This window comes from Microbacterium gilvum, assembly GCF_039543865.1.
Classification (GTDB): Bacteria; Actinomycetota; Actinomycetes; order Actinomycetales; family Microbacteriaceae; genus Microbacterium; species Microbacterium gilvum.
The window spans coordinates 236,570-256,700 of record NZ_BAABKO010000002.1 but is presented as its reverse complement, the minus strand read 5'-3'; the positions used below and the strand labels follow the sequence as shown (position 1 = coordinate 256,700).

The following is a 20,131-nucleotide window of genomic DNA, read 5'->3' as shown; positions in this document are numbered from 1 at the left end:
CCCATCAGACGATCTCGGGGACGATGCGCACGGCGCCCTTGTCGGCCGACTGGGCGAACGCGGCGTAGGCGCGGAGCGCCGGAGACACCTCGCGCACGCGGTCCTTCGGGCGGTAGCCGCCAGCGGCCTCGAGCGCCGCGCGGCGGCGCTCGAGCTCCTCCGGAGCGACGTCGAGGGAGATCGCGCGCGTCGGGATGTCGATCGAGACGATGTCGCCGTCCTCGACGAGCGCGATGAGCCCGCCGGCGGCGGCCTCGGGCGAGACATGGCCGATGGAGAGCCCCGAGGTGCCGCCGGAGAAGCGGCCGTCGGTGATGAGCGCGCACTTCTTGCCGAGCCCGCGTCCCTTGAGGAAGGACGTCGGGTAGAGCATCTCCTGCATGCCCGGGCCGCCCTTGGGCCCCTCGTAGCGGATGACGACCACGTCGCCCTCGCCGACGCGCTTGTTGAGGATCTTCTCGACGGCCTCGTCCTGCGACTCGCACACGACGGCGGGACCCGAGAACGTCCAGATCGACGGGTCGACGCCCGCCGTCTTCACGACGGCGCCGTCCACGGCGATGTTGCCGCGGAGCACCGCGAGGCCGCCGTCCTTCGAGTACGCGTTCGCCACATCGCGGATGCATCCGCCCGCGGCGTCGAGGTCGAGCTCGGTCCACTCCGCCGACTGCGAGAACGCCGTCGACGACCGCACACCGCCAGGGGCGGCGTGCCACAGCGCGAACGCCTCATCGGATGCCTTGCCGCCGCGGACATCCCACTCGTCGAGCCACTCGCCGAGCGTCGCGGCGTGGACCGTGTGCACGGCGTCGTCGAGGAGCCCGCCGCGGCGCAGCTCGCCGAGGAGCGCGGGGATGCCGCCCGCGCGGTGCACGTCCTCCATGTAGTACGTGCGGTCCTTCGCGACGTTGGGGGCGACCTTGGCCAGGCACGGCACGCGGCGCGAGACGGCGTCGATCTCGTCGAGGCCGAAGGGCACCCCGGCCTCGTGGGCCGCGGCGAGGAGATGGAGGATGGTGTTCGTCGACCCGCCCATGGCGATGTCGAGGGCCATCGCGTTGCCGAACGCGGCGGGCGTCGCGATGCTGCGCGGCAGCACGGAGGCGTCGTCCTCGTCGTAGAAGCGTCGCGTGATGTCGACGACGAGCGAGCCGGCCTTCTCGTAGAGAGCACGGCGGGCGGTGTGCGTGGCGAGCACCGAGCCGTTGCCGGGGAGCGAGAGGCCGATGGCCTCCGTGAGGCAGTTCATCGAGTTCGCCGTGAACATGCCCGAGCACGAGCCGCACGTCGGGCACGCGGCCTCCTCGATGCGCTGGATGTCGGCGTCCGAGACATTCTCGTTGACGGCCTCCGAGATCGCGTCGACGAGGTCGAGCGTGCGGATGGAGCCGTCGACGAGCGTGGCGCGCCCCGACTCCATGGGTCCGCCCGAGACGAAGACGGTCGGGATGTTCAGACGGAGGGCCGCCAGGAGCATGCCGGGGGTGATCTTGTCGCAGTTGGAGATGCAGACGAGCGCGTCGGCGCAGTGCGCGTTGACCATGTACTCGACGGAGTCGGCGATGAGGTCGCGGGACGGCAGCGAGTAGAGCATGCCGCCGTGGCCCATCGCGATGCCGTCGTCGACGGCGATCGTGTTGAACTCGCGCGGAGTGCCGCCCGCGGCGGTGATCGCGTCGGACACGATGCGGCCCACGGGGGCGAGGTGGGTGTGGCCGGGCACGAACTCCGTGAACGAGTTCGCGACGGCGATGATCGGCTTCCGCCCGATGTCGCCGCCCGGGACGCCGGCGGCGCGCAGCAGTGCGCGGGCGCCGGCCATGTTGCGGCCGTGGGTGATGGTGCGTGAGCGGAGAGCGGGCATGGAACCATTCAGACCCCTCGCGCGCGGGCGCGGGGAGATGCGGCCGGTACGGGTACTGGCAGTACCATCGGAGGATGATCCAGCCCCGCACCCCCCGCCGCGAGCAGCTGGGGGAGTTCCTCGCGGCACGACGGCGGACGACGAGCCGGTCGGCGCTGGGGCTGCCTCCGACGGGCCGGCGCAGCGACACGGGGCTCAGCCGCGAGGAGATCGCGACCCTGTCGGGTGTGAGCGGCAGCTGGTACACGTGGCTCGAGCAGGGGCGCGACATCAACGTCTCGCGGCAGGTGCTGGGCGCGGTCGCGCGGGTGCTGGGCCTGTCGGCGGCGGAGACGGAGTACGTCTACGCCCTCGCCGAGCGCGACGAGGGCGCCGCCCCGGCCGAGCGGGAGAGCGTGCCGCCGCACCTGCAGCACCTCGTCGACGCGCTCGACTTCCCCGCGTTCGTCGTCGCGACCGACTGGGCCATCGCGGGATGGAACGCGCGCTACGCCTGGCTGTATCCGCGCATCGAGACGCTCGACGCCGCCGACCGGAACCTCCTCTGGCTCGTCTACACCGACCCGGAGCTGCGCGACATGCTGCCCGACTGGGAGCGCGACAGCCGGGCGTTCCTCGCGGAGTTCCGCGCCGAGTCGGGCGTGCGCCTCACGTCGCCCAGGCACCGCGTGCTGCTCGAGCGGCTGCGCGAGGCGAGCGGCGACTTCCGTGCGCAGTGGGCAGAGCTCGCCGTGGAGCGGTTCGCGTCGCGCCGCCGGGAGTTCCGGCACCGGGAGGACGGCATCGTGACGTTCGAGCACCACCGGCTGGTGCCATCCGACGCCGCCGACCTGCACGTCGTGATGTACGTGCCGGTGTGAGGCGCGGCGGGTCGACCGTCTACGCCGCGTCGCGGAACGCCGTGATGAACGAGTACCCCGCCGCGTTCTTCGTGACCGAGAGGTTGAGCCCCATGTGCGGCTCGAGCGTGTTGACCTTGTCGAGCGGGGCGACGACGACGATCTGGAACCCGAGGCCCAGCCACGCCTTGATGGCCCGTCCCGTGAACGCGCTGTCGGCCTTCACGAACCCCTCGTCGAGGAACACGGGCGCGAAGCGCGGCCACGACCGCGTCTGGTCGCCCAGCTGGTATCGCAGGGCGGCCCCCACGATGAACGCCACGAGCTCCTGCGACTCGCCGCCCGACTTGTCGCCGAGGGTCGAGTACGTCGAGACCTCCTGGCCGTCCGGCGCGATGCGGCTCGCCGTGATCTCGATGTGCCGCCGCACGTCGAGGATCTCGTCGCGACGCGCGTTGACCCCCGACTCCGGCAGCTCGATGAGGTCGATGAACTCCTGCAGCTGCGCGAACCGCCGATCGGCCTCCTCGTCCGACCAGTCGCCCTCCACGGGGGCCGACAGCGCCTTCAGCTGCGCCTTGACGCCCTCGATGCGCTCGGGGTGGAGGTGTCGCATGTCGATGCGCAGACGGTCGGTGTCGGACGCGAAGTCGAGGTGGCGCAGGATGTCGTTGACGGGCTCGAGGCGCTCCTCGATGCTCAGCAGCGCGTGGCCGAACGAGTCGCTCAGCATCTTGAGGTCCATGGTCGACACCTCCTGCAGGTGCCGGCGGAACTCCAGCCGGTGCTGCGAGAGCCCGTCGCGCGTGATCTCGGCGTAGATCGCGGCGAACTCGTCGTACGCCTCGACGGTCGTCCCCCGGTTGGGATCCGGCCACTTCTCGTTGTACGCCGCGAAGATGCGCTCGAGGGAGGCTGCGACGGAGTCGAGCGTCGCGGCCGCGCGCTTGACGTCGAGCTGCAGCTCGTCGGCGAGGCGCGCGCACACCTTCTCGAAGCTCTCGTGGTCGACCTCGGGGTCCATCCGGACGAGCTCGCGGTCGAGGTGCCGCGCGTCGTCGTCCGACAGCTGGGCGCCCTGCGCGAGGGTGTCTCGCAGCGTCGCGACGGCGTCCTGCCGGTCGACGATGGCGCCCCAGGCGCGCTCGAGGGCGTCGAGCGCCCCCGCATGGCCGAAGCGCTCGCCGCGTGCCTCCTCGAGGCGGGTCTCGGCGTCGGAGAGCCGCTCGGCGAGCTCGCCGAGCAGATCGGACTTCTCCAGGATGGCCGCGCGCTGCGTCTCGAGCTCGGCGACCTCGGCGACGACGGCGTCGACGTCGATCGACGTCCACTCGGCGTCCTGGATCCGGCGGTACGCCTCGGCCACGCGCTGCACGTCGTCCGTCGCGCGCTCGTGCTCGGCGCGCGTGGTCTCGTGCTCGGCGATGCGGGCAGCCGTCGCCTCGATCTCGGTCTCGATCTCGCGGCGGCGCGTGTCGTTCGAGAACCCGAGGATGTGCCGCTCGCGGGCGTCGCGCCCGGCGGCGCCGCGGCGCCCCTGCGACACCTGTCCGTTGACGGTCACCTTGGGGGCGTCGCCGCCGAGCTCCGCGGCCGAGCCGACGCACAGGTGGTCGGATGCGGCGACGCGGCGCTTCACCCACGCGGTGAAGGGCGAGTCGCGGAAGACGAGGCGGCCCGAGATGTAGCGGTCGTCGGCGGGCGGCTCCGCGTCGTCCTGCAGGTCGACGCCGTCGAAGCGGATGCGGCGTCCGAGCCGCAGCGTCTCGATCGCCTCGCGCACGTGCTGCTGTCGGCGCGCGTCCATGAGCAGGGTCATCCCGATGCCGGACAGCGTGACCTCGGCGGCCGTCCGCCACGGCTCGAAGTCGGGGTGGACGTCCATGAGCTCGGCGGCGAAGGGCAGCTCCGACGGGTCGAGGCCGGCCGCCTGCGCGATGTCGCGGCGCGCGCGGTCGAATGCGTCGGGGATGAGGCTCTCGCGCCCCGAGAGCGAGTCGAGCTCGGCCGCGTCGGCCCGCCGCTTGCGGACGAGGTCGCCGACGGCGAGCACCTCCTCGTCGCGCAGGCGCTTGAGCTCGGCCAGCCGGGGGCCGGCCGTCTCGAGGTAGTCGGCGGCAGCCTCCTTCACGGCGCGGAAGGCGTCGCGCGTCGGGAAGGTCGCGCCGAGCACCTCGACGCGGCCCTGGAGCGTGCGGCGGGCGTCGGCGACGCGCTCGGCGCGCGCCCTGCCCTCCGCGATGCGGGCGTCGAGGCGCGCGAGCAGGTCGCCGCCGTTCTGCGCGCGCTGCTCCTTGAGCTCCTCGACCTCGACGGCGAGCGCGGTCTCCGCTGCGCGGGCCGCCGTGACGGCTTCGCGCGCGGCCTCGCGCGCGGCCTTGTTCGCCTCCTCGGCCTCGCCCAGCAGCCGGTACTCGGCCTGCGCCTTCCAGAGGAGGAAGGGCGTCGGCTCGTCGGGACGGGCGAGCCCGTAGCGGTCGAGGCGGGCCACCCGCGTGCGCGCGGCCTCCCAATCGCCGTGGAGGTGGGCGATCTCGCCCAGCATGCGCTCCTTGGCGGCGTTGACGGAGAGGCTCTCGTGGCTCTGGGCGAGCGCCTGGAACTGCGCGAGGACGGCGTCGGCCGCGGCGTAGGTCGGCGGCTCCTCGAGCACCATCTCCTTGTACAGACGGTCGACCGTGCGCACCTGGTGCCCGGCCTGGATGCGCGCGAGCAGCCGCAGCGCGTTGTCGCTGTTGCCTCCCTCGCCGATGCCGAGGCGCGCGGCGACGGCGTAGAGGAAGTCCTGCGTCGTCTCGTGGTACCGCATGCCGGCGTAGCGCGCGCGGAGCGCCCGCGGGTCGAAGCGGCCGTCGGCGAACGCCGCGAGCTCGGACAGGTCGATGTCGCCCTCGTAGGTGAGGTGGCGCGAGCGCACCTCGGTGCTGCGCTGGGCGCCCGCGGGCGCCCAGTAGGTGCGCAGCGCCGTGTAGTGCCGGCCGGAGCCGTCGACGAACGTCATCGAGATCGCGCCCCACGCGCTCGTCCCGTCTCCGCGCAGCACCCGCTCGACGTCGCGCACGGTGTCGCGCTTGCCGCGCAGGTACGTGAGGATGTTCCGCTGATCGGCTCCGCGCGCCCGTCCCACGGTGGCGTCGTTGGACGCGCCGTTGAAGGGGATGGTCGAGGGCATCATGAGCGCGATGTACGCATCGAGCAGCGTGCTCTTGCCCGTGCCGGAGCCGCCGGAGATGAGGGTCGCGTCGCGGTCGAAGTCGACGCGGTGGTGTCCGTGGAAGCCGCCCCAGTTGACGACCTGCAGGTGGCGCGCGCGCCACTGCGCCGTCTCGTCGTCGTAGCCCGCGATGAGCAAGTCGCTCATGCCGTGCACTCCTCTCGAACGGCCATCCGATTGCCCGACCCACACCTGATTCCCGACCTTCCGGTGTGCTTTCGTCCAACGGATATCCGTTGGACGAAAGCACACCGGATTGCGCGGAAACGGATGCCCGTTCGGCAATCGGATGTGCTCATGCCGCGTCCTCCTCGTCGGTGCCATCGGCGTCGACCTCGCCGTCGGCGTCGTCGGCGTCGTCGGGCTCCGATGCCTCCGGGTCGGCGTCCCCCTCGACCTCGCCTTCGCCTTCGCCCTCGTCGAGGCGACGGCGCGCGTTCTCCGGCCGGTTCTGGTCGGCGAGCCACTGCTGGATGAGGCGCAGCTTCTCGAGCGGCAGCAGCGTCTCGATGACGTCGGAGATCGCGAAGCGGTCGTCGGAATCGGCCTTCACGAGGATGCCGGTCTTCACGAGCGAGTCGACGGCGGCCGCGGCCTTCTTGGCGTCGCCCGCGCGGTCGGTCGCGCGCGCCGGCCGGAACGGCGCGACGGCGGCGAGGCAGTCGTCGCGGTCGACGTGCGCCTGTGGAAGGCCGCTGCCGCGCTCGGCGAGGTGCCGCTGGCGCAGGAAAGCGAGCAGGATGGTCTCCTCGCGCGTGTAGGTCGCGTCGCGCAGGAGCGGAGGCACGTATCCGGACGCCTCGGAGCGGATCTGCACCTTGTACGCGACGCCGCGGTCGCGATCGATCACGAGGTCGAGGAACAGGTCGTTGAGGCGGCTCTTGATGAGCCGGTGATCGCGCACGAGGGTCGCCCACTCGTCGCGGTCGTCGGTGACGATGGGGTGCTTGATGAGCACGACGAGGCAGCGCCGCTGCTCGAGCGTGAGCGCGCCGTCGTCGCCGTCGAAGAGCGACAGGCGCGAGTCGTCCGGTGCGTCCTCGACCGCGGTCGCGGCGACGAAGGGGTCGTCGTCAGGCGTCGTCATCGCCGTCTCCTGTGTGGTGTGCGGGCGGATGGATGCGCGGCAGCGCGAACGAGCGGCGGGAGCCGTCCGCCCGGATCGTCTCGACCATGCCGCCGCCGCCGTCGAGGTCGAGCTCGCCGCGCGAGGCGAGGTAGGCCAGGCCGTACAGCTCGACGGGGCGGCGCAGATCAGCGGGAAGCGCGTTGAACGCCTCCGCGAGCCCCTCCGCGCCGTCGGCGACGGCGCGGTCGAGCCCGCGCCGCACCTCCTCGAGGAGCGGCCCGCCCTGGCGGCGCACGTCGTCGAGGGTGGGCGCGTCGGGAGCCTGGTCGGACACGTCCTCGAGGGGAGGGGCGGGACGGTGCGCCTCGGGGTCGTGGAAGCGCGTGCGCACATGGTCGATGTCGAGACGCGCGGGCATCCCCGGGATGGGCACGGTGTCGCGGGCGCGCGCCGTCTCCATCCACACCGCGAGCTCCTGCTCGAGCGAGCGGAGGGTGCGGGTGAGCTCGCGCTCCTGCAGCGAGTTGTAGCCCGAGAGGTACTCGGCGAGCGATTGCGAGGCGCGGTGCTGGCGCAGCTGCACGTCGCGCAGGCCGCGGCGGAGGACGGCGTCGGCGTTGACGAATCCGTAGCGCTCGTCCTGCGTGAGGTCGCGGGCGAACGGGTGGGTCATGATGGCGCGCAGGTCGTCGCGGAACGCGGCGAGCAGCTCCTCGTCGCCGAGCACCGTGAGGGCGCCCTGGAAGGCGCGGCCCTCCCGCGTCTGCGAGGCAAGGTGCGTGCTGGCGGCGAGGTACTCGCCGAGGACCTCGCCCTTGGGGCGGTCGTCGGCGCGGAAGTCGCGCACCATCTGGTCGTGGATGGCGTCGAGCGCCTCCTCGACGCGGCGGAAGTCGCCGGGGAGCTGGTCGAGCAGGTCGATGAGGTCGGCGTAGCCGCCGCGCATCCGTTCGTCGTCGGCGACCTCGACCTCGCCGCCGCCCGCGAGGCGATCGCGCTCGGCCGTGAGGCGCGCGATCTCGGCGTCGAGCGCCGCGACGCGGGTGGTCTCGTCGGGGTCGGCCTCCACGGCCCAGCGGTGCACGGCGTCGAGGATGGTCGTGAGGCGCGATTCGCTGAGCAGTGCGCGCTCGCGCGACAGCCCATCGTGCATCTGCATGGCGGCGAGGGCGTGGGAGGTGAGCTCGTACGCCTCGCCTCCGTCGTCGAGGGGCACGCGGCGGAGCCACTGGCTGCGCATCCACGAGAGGCAGAGGGCCCGCCCCTCCTCCTGCGCCGGCACGTCGTGCCCGTGCTCGCGCAGCTCGGCGAGGTAGGTGTCGACCTGCACGTGCAGTCGCTCGGCCTTGACCTGCTTCGTCTCCTGCGAGAAGGAGGCGCGGAACACCGCGAGGACGAGGGGCGCCCAGCGGCTGCGGACGAGGCTGAGGGCCGCACCCTCGCGCGCCTCCGTGAGGCGCGCGACGTCCCGGGGGACTCCGCTCACTCCGGCCGCTCCTCTCGATGGCCGCGCGTTCGCGCGACAACCCTCGATTCTCGCATGCCCGCGCTGTGCGGCCCGTCCCCCGTCGTCCGGTCCTCCGGGATGGCGGTGCCCGCGTCTCGAGGTCGTCGAGCGGCGTTTGGTCGCGCTCGTTCCTTGCTCGCCCGACGACCGGGGACGTCATCCCGTCGGCGCCGCCGCCGTCGTCCCGCGCACGATGAGCCGCGTCGACAGGTGCAGGTCGCCGCGCGGTGCGGGACGACCGGCGGCGAGCGCGAGCACGGTCTCGACAGCCGTGCGCCCCAGCGCCTCGAGCGGCGCGTGCACCGTCGTGAGGTCGAGCCCGGGCACGACGGGCGCGTAGGTGTCGTCGTATCCGACCACGCTGAGATCGTCGGGCACGCGAAGCCCGAGCCCGCGCGCGACGGCGATCGTCCCGACGGCCGCGGCGTCCGTCGCCGCGAACACCGCCGTCGGCCGATCGTCCCGCCGCAGAAGAGCGCTCAGCGCGGTCGCATCGGCGTGCAGGCCCGTCACGACGAACCGATCGTCGAGCGGGGCGCCGGCCTCGGCGAGCACATCGCGGAATCCCGCGAGCCGCTCGCGGATGCCGGGGTTGGCGGGCTCTGCCCCGACGAACGCGAGGCGCCGGTGTCCCCGCTCGAGCAGATGCGCCGCCGCCTGCTGCCCGCCCCGCCAGTGCGTCGAGCTCACATCGGGAACGTCGGCCTGCAGGGCTGCCGACGCGTCGATCGAGACGAGCGGCAGCCCGTAGGCGCGGAGCAGCTCCACGAGGTCCGCCGGGATGCGGCTCGTCACCATGATCACTCCGGCATGCCCGCGGTCGGCCATCGACCGGACACGGCGCTCGTCGAGCGAGAGCGTCGGGGCGCCCACGTGTCCCGGGTCGCTCACCTGCGTCACGAGCTCCACTCCCGCGACCTGCGCCCCCTCGGCGATGCCCTCGATCACCCGCAGCGAGTACAGCGTGTAGAGCGTGTCGAACACGGCGACGATCGATCCCGTCGCGCGGGGCGTGCGCTCCCGCGTGATCGGCAGATAGCCGAGCTCGGACATGGCCGCCTCCACGGCAGCCGCCGTCTCGGCGGAGAACCCCGTCCGCCGGTTGAGCACCTTCGACGCCGTCGCCGTGGACACTCCCGCGCGGCGCGCGACATCAGCCAGGGTCGGTCGACGAGTCATCGCACGCTCCCATCTGCGAAAGTGTTTCTCCCATCCTGGCAGGAGAACAGGGTAGATCGAGCGCTACATTCTAAAAAGTTGCGAAAGGCAGCAAAACAGTTTCTCAAAGGGGAGCAGGATGGCGACGGAGCGCGGACTCTTCAACGCGGTGGGGGAGGACCCCGAGCTGACCACGAGCAACGTGGTCGTCGGGCGGACGTCGCTCTCCCGACTCAACTGGCGTCTCGTGATCGCCCTCCTCCTCGGCGCCGTCCTCTGGATCGGCCCCTACATCGGCAGCATCGGCATCCTCCTCCCCGCGCTCCTGCAGGAGATCGCCCCCGACGACAAGGTCGCCCTCGTCGGAGCGGTCGGCGTCATCGGCGCCGTGCTGGCGCTCGTCGCGAACATCGTCTTCGGTGCGCTCTCCGACGTCACGCGCTCGCGGATGGGGCGGCGCGGCCCGTGGATCCTCGGCGGAGCGGTCGTCGGGGCGGTCGCCCTGTTCGGCATGAGCACGACGATGTCGGTCCCCCTCGTGTTCGCCTGGTGGTGCCTCTATATCCTCGGACTCAACGCGATCGTCGCCTCCATGGTCGCCGTCATCTCCGATCGCGTGAGCGTCAAGTACCGCGGCACCGTGTCGGCCGTGTACGGCGTCGGATTCATCGTCGGCAGCGCGCTGTCGCAGATCGTCGGGGCGTCGTTCCTCGAGAACGCGAGCGCCGGGCTCATCCTCTTCGCGCTGTGCACACTCGCCTCCGGCGTGCAGTTCATCCTCATCGCCCCGGAGGGCTCCAACCGCGGTGAGGCGGGCGAGCGTCTCACCGCCCGCCGCGTGCTCGCGAGCTTCGCCCTCCCGCGGCGCGGAGCGCGCGACTTCTACCTCGCGCTCGCCGGCAAGTTCCTGCTCCAGGCGGGCGGCTACGCCATCACGAACTACCAGCTCTACATCCTCACCGACTACATCGGCCTCGATGCCTCGGCGGCGGGCGGCATCATCTCGATCGCGGCCGTCATCACGCTCGTCACGGGCCTCGTGTTCGGGGTGGGATCCGGCCCGCTCTCCGACCGCCTCGGGCGCCGCAAGCCGTTCGTCATCGCGTCGGCGCTCCTCATCGCCATCGGCGCGGTCTTCCCGGCCGTCGCCCCCTTCGCGTGGGGCTACATCCTGTTCGCCGTGTGCTCGGGCATCGGCAACGGGGTCTTCTCCTCCGTCGACCAGGCGCTCAACATCGAGGTCCTCCCCGACAAGGAGAACGCCGCGAAGGATCTCGGCCTGCTGAACGTCGCGAACACGGGCGGCCAGATCATCGGGCCCGTCGTCACCTCGTTCCTCGTCGTCGCCACGGGCGGGTACCAGGCATCCTTCGCGGCCGCCGGGGTCCTGCTCGTCGGCGCCGCCCTCTGCTTCGTCCCGATCCGGAAGGTCCGCTGATGTCCGCACCCGCCGCATCCCTCACCTGGGTCGTGACGACCCAGGACGCCGCCTGGCAGCCGCGCGAGGCGCCGCAGCCGACCCGGCTCGCCGGCATGCCCGACGTCATGCTGCGCCCCGATCGCGTCCGGCAGACGATGGAGGGCTTCGGCGTCTGCTTCAACGAGCTCGGATGGCGCGCCCTCTCCCGTCTGTCCGCGGACGACCGCGACGGCATCCTCCATGAGCTGTTCGCGCCCGGTGTCGGAACGGGCTTCACCCTGTGCCGCATGCCGATCGGTGCGAACGACTTCTCCGCCGACTGGTACTCGTACGACGAGGAGCCCGGCGACCTCGCGCTCGAGCACTTCTCGATCGAGCGCGACCGCGACACGCTCGTGCCGTTCATCCGCGCCGCGCAGAAGGAGCAGCCGGCCCTGCGGCTGTGGGCCTCGCCGTGGAGCCCGCCGTCGTGGATGAAGACGAACGGGCACTACGCGGCGGCGCTGCCGTGGCCGGGCAGCGGCGTCGAGAACGGCCTGCGACCCGACCAGGTCGGTCGCGAGGGCACCGACATGATGATCCAGACGCCCGAGAACCTCGCCGCCTACGCCCGCTACTTCGCGAGGTTCATCGACGACTACCGGGCCGAGGGCATCGAGATCGGCATGGTCATGCCGCAGAACGAGTTCAACTCGGCCCAGGTCTTCCCGAGCTGCACGTGGACGCCCGAGGGGCTCGCCCGCTTCATCGCCCACCTCGGACCCGTCATGGCCGAGCGAGGGGTGGAGGTCTTCTTCGGCACCCAGGAGCGGCCGGCTCCCTCGCATCTCGCGACCGTCCTCGCCGATCCTGATGCGGGGCCGTGGATCCGCGGCGCGGGATTCCAGTGGGCGGGCAAGGGCGCCATCGCCGACGCGCGCCGCATCGCGCCCGAGCTGGCGCTCTACCAGACCGAGCAGGAGTGCGGCGACGGCCGGAACGACTGGCGGTTCTGCCGCTATGCCTGGTCGCTCATGCGGCGGTTCATCGACGACGGCGCGACGGCGTACACGTACTGGAACCTCGCGCTGGACGAGGGCGGCGTGAGCCGATGGGGATGGGCGCAGAACTCGCTCGTCGTCGTCGACCCCGACACGGGGCGGTTCCGGTACACGCACGAGTACCACCTCATGAAGCACCTCACGCACTTCCTGCAACCGGGGGCGCAGAGCATCGAGGCGTTCAGCTGGACGGGCTACGAGAACCAGCTCGCGTTCCGCAACCCCGACGGATCGGTCGTCGTGGTGATGCAGAACGACCTGGCTGAGGAGACGACCGCGACCCTCGCGCTCGGCGACACGGCGGTCGCGGTGACGCTGCCGGCCGACTCGTTCAGCACCTTCGTGTTTGCGGCCTGAGCGCCCTCACTCCGCCGTGATCGGGGCGGACGCGTCGATCACGGCGCGGATCTCCGAGAGATGGTCCGCCATCGCGGACTCGGCGGCCGCGGCGTCGCGCCGCTCGAGCGCGCGCAGGATGCGCTCGTGCCCCTCGCGCGAGATGCGGCGCCCGTCGCCGTCGAGGTGGGAGTGCACGCGCTCCTCGACGGTCCATGCGGCGGTGATCCGCGTGAGCGACTCGAGCAGCGGATTGGCGGACGCGCGCGCGACCCCCGTGTGGAACGAGATGTCGAGCTGCATGGATCGGAGCGGATCGCGCTCGCCGTCCGACGCGGCCAGCGTGGACCGCAGCTCGGCGAGCTCGGGTGGCGTCGCCCGCTGGGCGGCGAGAGCCGCGATGCGCGGCTCGATGAGCGCCCGCAGCTCGGCCGAGTGCGCCACGTCGTCCGCATGCTTCGCGATGCCCCTCGCGAGCGCCGTCGAGCCCGGTGCGTCTTCGGCGACGCGCGTGCCGCTGCCCTGCCGGCGCTCGACGAGCCCGGCCGACTGCAGCCGCGTGAGAGCCTCGCGCAATGCGGTCCGCGAGACGCCGAGCTCGACCGCGAGGGCGCGCTCGGGCGGGATCCGCGCCCCGGGGGCGAGCGCCCCCGACACGATCAGCCGCTCGAGGTGCCGGACGATGTCGTCGGACACCGGCGCCGCCGTCCGCGCGAGGGGGCCGAAACGGGCGGCATCCGTCATCAGCGGGCTTCCTGACTGGTGAGAGCATGGGCGCGGCAGCGCCGCCCCCATGCTCTCACGCGCGATCAGGAGACGACGGCGGGCTTCTTCGTGAAGCAGAACGCCACGGCTCCGACGAGCAGGAGGACGGCCGAGAGGAAGAAGCCCGACTCGAGCGATCCCGTCGCGTCGGCGAGCGCCCCCGTGACGTACGGCGCGAAGATCGACGAGACCATCCCCGCGAAGTTGAAGTAGCCGTAGGCGCGGGAGTACATGGACGACGGCGTGTTCTCGGCCAGGAACGCGATGAGGATGGGGTCGAGGGCGAGCTTCCCGACGAGACCGTACACGACGAGCCCGACGATCATGAGCGCGTAGTCGCCTGTGAGGGGGACGAGGATCTGGCACAGCCCGCCGAGGAGCGCGAGCACGACGATGAGCGGCCGCGTGTTCGACAGCCTCCGCGCCAGCATGCTCAGCAGGATGGCGCCGGGGATGGACGCCCACGGCACGAGCGACGCGATGATGCCCGTCTGCGAGGGGTCGACGCCGCGGGCCTGCTGGAGGTAGGTCGGCAGCCACGTGAGCATCGAGAAGAACCCGTAGAGGGAGCAGAAGATGAGCACGTAGGTGAGGAGGTGGTTCCGGGAGAACAGCGCACCGCGAGCGGGCGCCTCCTGGGCGGAGTCGTCGGCGCGGGCGGCCGCGATCGACGCGCGGTGCGCGTCGTCGACCGGGGAGAGGAAGTAGTGGATGAGCGCGGCGACGACGACCGTCGCCGCGCCGAACACGAGGAATGTGATGTGCCACGGGAGCCCGAGGGTGAAGGTGAGGTAGCTCGAGCCGATGAACCCGAGCGAGATGCCCACGGCCATCCCGCTGTTGATGACGGCCGCCGAGACGCCGCGCCACCGCTTCGAGACGTAGCTGGACGAGATGCCGTAGACGGGGCTGTAGTACGTGCCCTCGCCGATCCCCGTGAAGGCGCGGAACAGCAGGAAGATGAGGAACGTCGAGGCGAATCCGCTGAGGATGGTGCCGATTCCGAACGCGACGTAGCCGATCACCACGACGCGCACGCGGCCGATCCGGTCGGCGATGTAGCCGGTCGGGATCTGCATGAGCGCGTAGGTGAGGAAGAAGACCGTCGACATGAGGCCGAGCTGCGTGCTCGAGAGGCCCCACTCCTCCTGGATGACCGTCATCACGGGCGAGAGGATGTTGCGATCCGCGTACATGAACACCCACCCGAGCGAGAACAGGGCGGTGACGAGCAGCGGACCCGGCGGGCGGCGCCGCACGGGCAGCAGGCGCCGGCGGGATGCGGGCGCGGTGTCGGGGACGGCGGCGGGCTGGGTCCCGGTGGTCGTCGGCATGTCTCTCCTCGGATCGGATTGGTCGTACCAATTCGAGCGGAGCCGTGTTGCGCCGGTGCACCCCGCGTATGACGGGCGTGTAACGGATGCGGGGGGATCGTCCAGGTTCTCCGCCGCATCGTCCTGCCGGCGTCGTCGCGCGGGTGCCTACGGTCGGAGGAACCGCCCCGACGGAGGACCGACGATGACGTTCGACACCGCCCCTGCACCCCTCGACCTCGCCGGCGGATGGCGCTGCCTGCTCGATCGGGAGGGCGTCGGCGAACGAGACGGCTGGCACGTCGCCCTGCCGGGCGATGCCGTCGGCATCCGCCTCCCCGGCTCCGTCCAGCACCAGGGTCTGGGCGACACCGTGGCGGTCGACGCACCCTGGACGGGCGGCATCGTCGACCGGGCCTTCTTCGACGACGACCGTTACGCGCCCTACCGCGAGGACGGCGCGGTCTCCGTGCCGTTCTGGCTGCAGCCACGCGTCGTCTACCGCGGCGCAGCGTGGTTCGCGCGCGACGTCGTGATCCCGGACGACTGGGCCGGCCATCCGCTCGCCCTCGAGTTCGAGCGCGTGCACTGGGAGTCGACCGTGTGGATCGACGGGCTGCCGGTCGGGTCGGAACGCAGCCTCACGACCGCGCACCGGTTCGAGGTGGCCGCGCTCGCCGCGGGCGCGCACCGCATCGTCGTGCGCGTCGACAACCGCACCGTCGTCGACGTCGGACCGAACGCGCATAGTGTCTCCGATCACACCCAGGGCAACTGGAACGGCATCGTCGGCGCCATGACGCTCGCGCCGCTCCCCGCCGTGCGCATCGCGCGCGTGCGCGTCTTCCCCGACGTCGCGCGGCGCGCGGTCACGGCGCGCATCGACATCGCATCGGGGTCGGCCGGGGCGGGGGCGGGCGAGGTGACGGTCGTCGCCCGCCGCGTCGACGACGGGCGCGACGTCGCGCGCGTCGTCGCGCGGTACGACGCCGGCTACGACCGCGACCTCGCCGAGCGCGGCGTGACGGCGGGCGGCGCGCACGTCGACGTCGAGCTCGCGCTCGGCGAGGACGCGCCCCTGTGGGACGAGTTCCATCCCGCCCTGCACGCCCTCGACATCCGCCTCGACGCCGTGGTCGGCGGCGATGCCGTGCACGACGAGACCCGCACCGTCTTCGGCCTGCGCGAGGTGTCCGTCGACGGGACGCGGATCGCCGTCAACGGCCGCCCGACGTTCCTCCGCGGCACGCTGGAGTGCGCCGTGTTCCCGCTCACGGGGTATCCGCCCGTCGACGTCGTCGCCTGGCGCCGCATCTTCGACACGTGCCGCGCGCACGGCCTCAACGTCGTGCGCTTCCACTCCTGGTGCCCGCCCGAGGCCGCGTTCCAGGCGGCCGACGAGGCCGGCATGTACCTGCACGTCGAGGGGCCGCTGTGGGCGAACCAGGGGTCGTCGATCGGCGAGGGGCGCCCCGTCGACGCGTTCCTCTACGAGGAGACCGAGCGCATCCTGCGGGCGTACGGCGACCATCCGTCGTTCGTCTTCATGGCGCACGGCAACGAGCCCGCCGGCCGCGATGCCGAGTTCCTCGGCGGATGGGTGCGGCACTTCCGCACCGTCGACCCTCGTCGTCTCTACACGTCGGCGGCGGGATGGCCCGCGATCGCCGAGAACGACTTCGACAACGTGCCGGAGCCGCGGGCGCATCAGTGGGGCGACGGCCTCGGCTCGCGCATGAACGCCGATCCTCCCGAGACCGAGACCGACTACTCGGGATGGGTCGCGACCCGCGACCGGCCGATCGTCGGCCACGAGATCGGCCAGTGGTGCGCCTACCCCGACTTGGCGGAGATCGACGCGTACACGGGCCTCATGGAGGCGCGGAACTACGGCGTCTTCGCCGACTTCCTCGAGGCCTCCGGAATGCGCGACCAGGCCGGCGACTTCCTCGCCGCATCGGGCCGGCTGCAGGTGCTCTGCTACAAGGAGGAGATCGAGTCGGCGCTGCGCACCGAGGGGTTCGGCGGGTTCCACCTCCTGGGACTCAGCGACTTCCCCGGCCAGGGCACGGCCACCGTCGGCGTGCTCAACGCGTTCTGGCAGTCCAAGAGCTACTGCACGCCCGCGGAGTTCGCCCGGTTCTGCGGGCCGACCGTGCCGCTCGCCCGCCTGCCGCGGCGGGTCTGGCGGGCAGGCGAGGCCATCCGCTTCGAGGCGCAGATCGCGCACTTCGGGGCGGAGCCGCTCCGTGCCGATGTGCTCTGGCGGCTCGAGAGCGTGGGCGGCGAGACGCTGCGAGAGGGCGCGCTCGCGAGGGGCGCGCTCCTGCCGATCGGCAACGGCACGCGCTTCGAGGCCGTCTCGATCGCACCATGGACCGTCGCGGAGGCCCAGCGCGTGCGCCTCGTGCTCACGATCGACGGGGAAGGCGCGGACCGGTTCGAGAACGACTGGGACCTGTGGGTCTACCCGCCGGCATCCGTCGACCCGGGCGAGGTCGTGCAGACGCGGGACGTCGCCGAGGCGATCGCACGCGCCGAGCGGGGGGCCGACGTGCTGCTCGAGGTGTCGCCGGCCGACGTCGCGAACGACGTCGCGCTCGGGTTCACGACCGTGTTCTGGAACACGGCGTGGACCTCGGGGCAGGCGCCTCACACGCTCGGCCTGCTGCACGATCCCGGCCATCCGGTGTTCGACGGGTTCCCCACCGACGGCACGACCGACTGGCAGTGGTGGGAGCTCGTGCACGGCGCGCGGGCGCTCGTGCTCGACGGGCTGCCCGACGGCGTGCGCCCGCTCGTGCAGCCCATCGACACGTGGTTCGAGGCGCGGCGGCTGGGTGCGCTCATCGAGGCGCGCGTCGGTCGAGGCCGCATCGTGGTGAGCTCGCTCGACCTCGACGCGGATGGCGATCGGCCGGCCGCGCGCGCCTTCCGTGCGTCGCTCCTCGCCTACATGGCGGGGCCGGACTTCGCCCCCTCGGCCGTGCTCGAGGGCGACGACATCCACGGGCTGCTCGGCTGAGGCTGCCGGGCCCGGAGTCGCCTCTGCCCCGCCGCCTCGCCGCCCGCTACAGCGTCGCGGTGTCGATGACGAAGCGGTAGCGCACGTCGCTCGAGAGCACGCGCTCGTAGGCGTCGTTGATCTGCGCGGCGTCGATCAGCTCGGTCTCCGGCGCGATGCCGTGCGCGGCGCAGAAGTCGAGCATCTCCTGCGTCTCGGCGATCGAGCCGATGCTCGAGCCGGCGAACGAACGGCGGTTGCCGAACAGCGTGAAGACGTGCAGCGGCATGGGCTCGGGCGGCGCACCGACGTTGACCATCGTGCCGTCGAGGCGGAGCAGCCGCAGGTAGCGGTCGAGCGGCAGCGGGGCGCTGACCGTGTTGACGATGAGGTCGAAGCGGTTGGCGAGCGTCGCGAACGTCGCCTCGTCGGCCGTCGCGTAGTGGTCGGCAGCGCCGAAGGCGATGGCGTCGTCGTGCTTGTCGAGCGTGCGCGAGAGCACCGTCACCTCGGCGCCCATCGCCGCCGCGATCTTCACGGCCATGTGGCCGAGGCCGCCGAGGCCGACGACGGCGACGCGCGTGCCGGGGCCCGCCTTCCAGTGCGCGAGGGGCGAGTACGTCGTGATGCCGGCGCACAGCAGCGGCGCGACGGCGTCGTACGGGATGGCCTCCGGAACGCTCAGCACGAAGTCCTCGTCGACGACGACGTGGGTGGAGTAGCCGCCCTGCGTGATCGTGCCGTCGCGGTCGACGGCGGCGTACGTCTGCGTGTTGCCCTTCAGGCAGTAGTTCTCCATGCCGGCGAGGCAGTTCTCGCACTCGCGGCACGAGTTCACCATGCAGCCGACCCCCACACGGTCGCCGACCGCGTGCTTCGTGACGGACGAGCCGACCTCGACCACCTCGCCGACGATCTCGTGGCCGACGACCTGCGGGTACGTGATGGGCCCCCAGTCGCCGCGGACGGTGTGGATGTCGGAGTGGCAGATGCCGGCGTAGCGGATGGCGATGAGCACGTCGGACGGGCCGACGTCGCGTCGTTCGATGGTGGCGGGGACGAGGGGCTCCGTCGCGGACGGCGCCGCGTAGGCCTTCACGGTGAGCACAGGGGGTCTCCTGTCGTCGTTCGTTCGACGCCCGACGGGGCGCCGCCATCCATCATCGACCCGGATCGGGGGCGGCGGGGCGGGCGAGGGGTGCCCTGTCAGGGACTCCCGCAGCAGGTCGACCGGCTTCTAGCGTGACGGCATCCCCTCCCGTCCACCCTGAGGAAGACATGACCGAGGCCCGCACCGCCGACATCCCCGCCGCCCGACCGCCGGCCGCGCCCGCCGCCGCGAACTGGAGCGGCGTCTTCGCGATGACTCTGTGCGTGTTCGCGCTCATCGCGTCGGAGTTCCTCCCCGTGAGCCTGCTCACCCCGCTCGCCGCCGACCTCGGCGTGACGGAGGGGATGGCGGGGCAGGGGATCGCGATCTCCGGCCTCTTCGCCGTGGCGACGAGCCTGTCGCTGCCGCTTCTCGCGGGGCGCCGCGACCGGCGCACGCTCCTGCTCGCGCTCACCGCCGCCATGGCGGTGTCGGGCGCGGTCATCGCGCTCGCGCCGAGCTACGCGGTGTACCTCGTCGGCCGGGCGCTCATCGGCGTCGTGATCGGCGGGTTCTGGTCGCTCTCCGCGGCGACCGCGATGCGGCTCGTCCCGGCCGAGAGCGTGCCGCGCGCCCTCGCGATCTTCAACGGCGGCAACGCGCTCGCCTCCGTGCTCGCCGCCCCGCTCGGCAGCTTGCTCGGCTCGGTCGTGGGATGGCGCGGCGCGTTCGCTCTGCTCGTGCCGATCGCGGCCCTCGCGTTCGCGTGGCAGTGGTTCTCGCTGCCGCGGATGGCGGCGCCAGCGACGGCGGGCGGCAGCGTCTTCGTGCCGCTGCGGCGCCCCGCCGTCTCGATCGGGATGGCGGCGTGCGGGGCGTTCTTCCTCGGCCAGTTCGTGCTGTTCACGTACGTGCGCCCGTTCCTCGAGGGCGCTACGGGGGTGGACGTGGCGACGCTCTCGGTCGTGCTCCTCGTCATCGGCGCAGCGGGGGTCGTCGGCACCTCGCTCGTCGGCGGCGTGCTCCGTCGCAGTCTGTTCGGCGTGCTCGTGCTCATCCCCGTGCTCATGGCCGCGATCGCCGTGGCGCTCGCGGCGCTGGGCGGCTCCGTCGCCGTCGTCGTCGCGCTGCTCGCGGCGTGGGGACTGCTCGCGACGGCGGCGCCGGTCGGCTGGTGGAGCTGGCTGACGCGCGCCATGCCCGCCGACGCCGAGGCGGGAGGCGGGCTCATGGTCGCGGTCATCCAGCTCTGCATCGCGCTCGGGTCGACCGTCGGCGGCGTGCTCTTCGACGCGACCGGCCACACCGGCACGTTCGCGGCAAGCGCGGGGATCCTCCTCGCCGCCGCCGCGCTCGCCGCGGGTGCCCGTCGCGCGCTCCACCGGGAGGCGTGAGAACCGCGCCGGTCGTCGCGCCGCGCCGGTCGTCGCGCCGCGCCGGTCGCCGCTAAACGGGGCGATCGTCGCGGGAATCGCCGCGAAACGGGGCGACCGTCGCGGGGAGTTGCCGCGA

The 20,131-nt window shown here is 72.3% G+C and carries 13 protein-coding genes; 5 read left to right on the top strand and 8 right to left on the bottom strand.

Translation table 11 applies throughout. The annotated features are described in order from the left end of the window. Positions 1-4: 4 nt before the first annotated feature. Entirely contained in the window at positions 5-1,864 is a 1,860-nt protein-coding gene (gene ilvD / locus ABD998_RS06970) for a dihydroxy-acid dehydratase (RefSeq protein ID WP_345437405.1), read from the bottom strand. 74 nt (positions 1,865-1,938) lie between these two features. On the opposite strand from ilvD, the gene ABD998_RS06965 reads away from it, so the two are divergent. Next, positions 1,939-2,724: a helix-turn-helix transcriptional regulator gene (locus ABD998_RS06965; protein WP_345437403.1), complete on the top strand. Its 786-nt coding sequence runs from the start codon at positions 1,939-1,941 to the stop codon at positions 2,722-2,724. Between the two features lie 19 nt (positions 2,725-2,743). On the opposite strand, the gene ABD998_RS06960 is transcribed toward ABD998_RS06965, so the two are convergent. The 4 genes from ABD998_RS06960 to ABD998_RS06945 form a co-directional block, all read right to left on the bottom strand. Continuing rightward, a complete protein-coding gene (locus ABD998_RS06960) occupies positions 2,744-6,064 on the bottom strand; it encodes an ATP-binding protein (protein ID WP_345437401.1) in 3,321 nt (1,106 codons plus the stop codon). Positions 6,065-6,212: 148 nt separating this feature from the next. Continuing rightward, complete coding sequence (locus ABD998_RS06955; protein WP_345437399.1) at positions 6,213-7,004, bottom strand: DUF4194 domain-containing protein; 792 nt, start codon at positions 7,002-7,004, stop codon at positions 6,213-6,215. Beyond that, complete coding sequence (locus ABD998_RS06950; RefSeq protein ID WP_345437397.1) at positions 6,991-8,472, bottom strand: DUF3375 domain-containing protein; 1,482 nt, start codon at positions 8,470-8,472, stop codon at positions 6,991-6,993. The genes ABD998_RS06955 and ABD998_RS06950 overlap by 14 nt, the downstream gene beginning before the upstream one ends. Positions 8,473-8,649: 177 nt before the next feature. Beyond that, positions 8,650-9,672: a LacI family DNA-binding transcriptional regulator gene (locus ABD998_RS06945; RefSeq protein WP_345437395.1), complete on the bottom strand. Its 1,023-nt coding sequence runs from the start codon at positions 9,670-9,672 to the stop codon at positions 8,650-8,652. Positions 9,673-9,790: 118 nt separating this feature from the next. On the opposite strand from ABD998_RS06945, the gene ABD998_RS06940 reads away from it, so the two are divergent. Then, a complete protein-coding gene (locus tag ABD998_RS06940; protein ID WP_345437393.1) occupies positions 9,791-11,089 on the top strand; it encodes an MFS transporter in 1,299 nt (432 codons plus the stop codon). Next, positions 11,089-12,468: a glycoside hydrolase family 30 protein gene (locus tag ABD998_RS06935; protein WP_345437391.1), complete on the top strand. Its 1,380-nt coding sequence runs from the start codon at positions 11,089-11,091 to the stop codon at positions 12,466-12,468. Before ABD998_RS06940 ends, ABD998_RS06935 begins: the two co-directional genes overlap by 1 nt. Positions 12,469-12,474: 6 nt before the next feature. Here ABD998_RS06935 and ABD998_RS06930 read toward each other — a convergent pair whose 3' ends face one another. Then, a complete protein-coding gene (locus ABD998_RS06930; RefSeq protein ID WP_345437389.1) occupies positions 12,475-13,191 on the bottom strand; it encodes a FadR/GntR family transcriptional regulator in 717 nt (238 codons plus the stop codon). Between the two features lie 65 nt (positions 13,192-13,256). Further along, positions 13,257-14,546 (bottom strand): MFS transporter, encoded by a 1,290-nt coding sequence (locus ABD998_RS06925; RefSeq protein ID WP_345437387.1) that lies wholly within the window; start codon positions 14,544-14,546, stop codon positions 13,257-13,259. A 184-nt stretch (positions 14,547-14,730) separates the two neighbouring features. On the opposite strand from ABD998_RS06925, the gene ABD998_RS06920 reads away from it, so the two are divergent. Next, positions 14,731-17,550, top strand: a complete 2,820-nt coding sequence (locus ABD998_RS06920; RefSeq protein WP_345437385.1) for a sugar-binding domain-containing protein — start codon at positions 14,731-14,733, stop codon at positions 17,548-17,550. Between the two features lie 46 nt (positions 17,551-17,596). On the opposite strand, the gene ABD998_RS06915 is transcribed toward ABD998_RS06920, so the two are convergent. Further along, positions 17,597-18,637, bottom strand: coding sequence for an NAD(P)-dependent alcohol dehydrogenase (locus ABD998_RS06915; protein ID WP_345437383.1), 1,041 nt, complete (start codon positions 18,635-18,637; stop codon positions 17,597-17,599). A gap of 170 nt (positions 18,638-18,807) precedes the next feature. Between ABD998_RS06915 and ABD998_RS06910 the strand changes: the two genes are divergently transcribed. Further along, positions 18,808-20,013, top strand: a complete 1,206-nt coding sequence (locus tag ABD998_RS06910) for an MFS transporter (RefSeq protein WP_345437381.1) — start codon at positions 18,808-18,810, stop codon at positions 20,011-20,013. Positions 20,014-20,131: the final 118 nt, after the last annotated feature.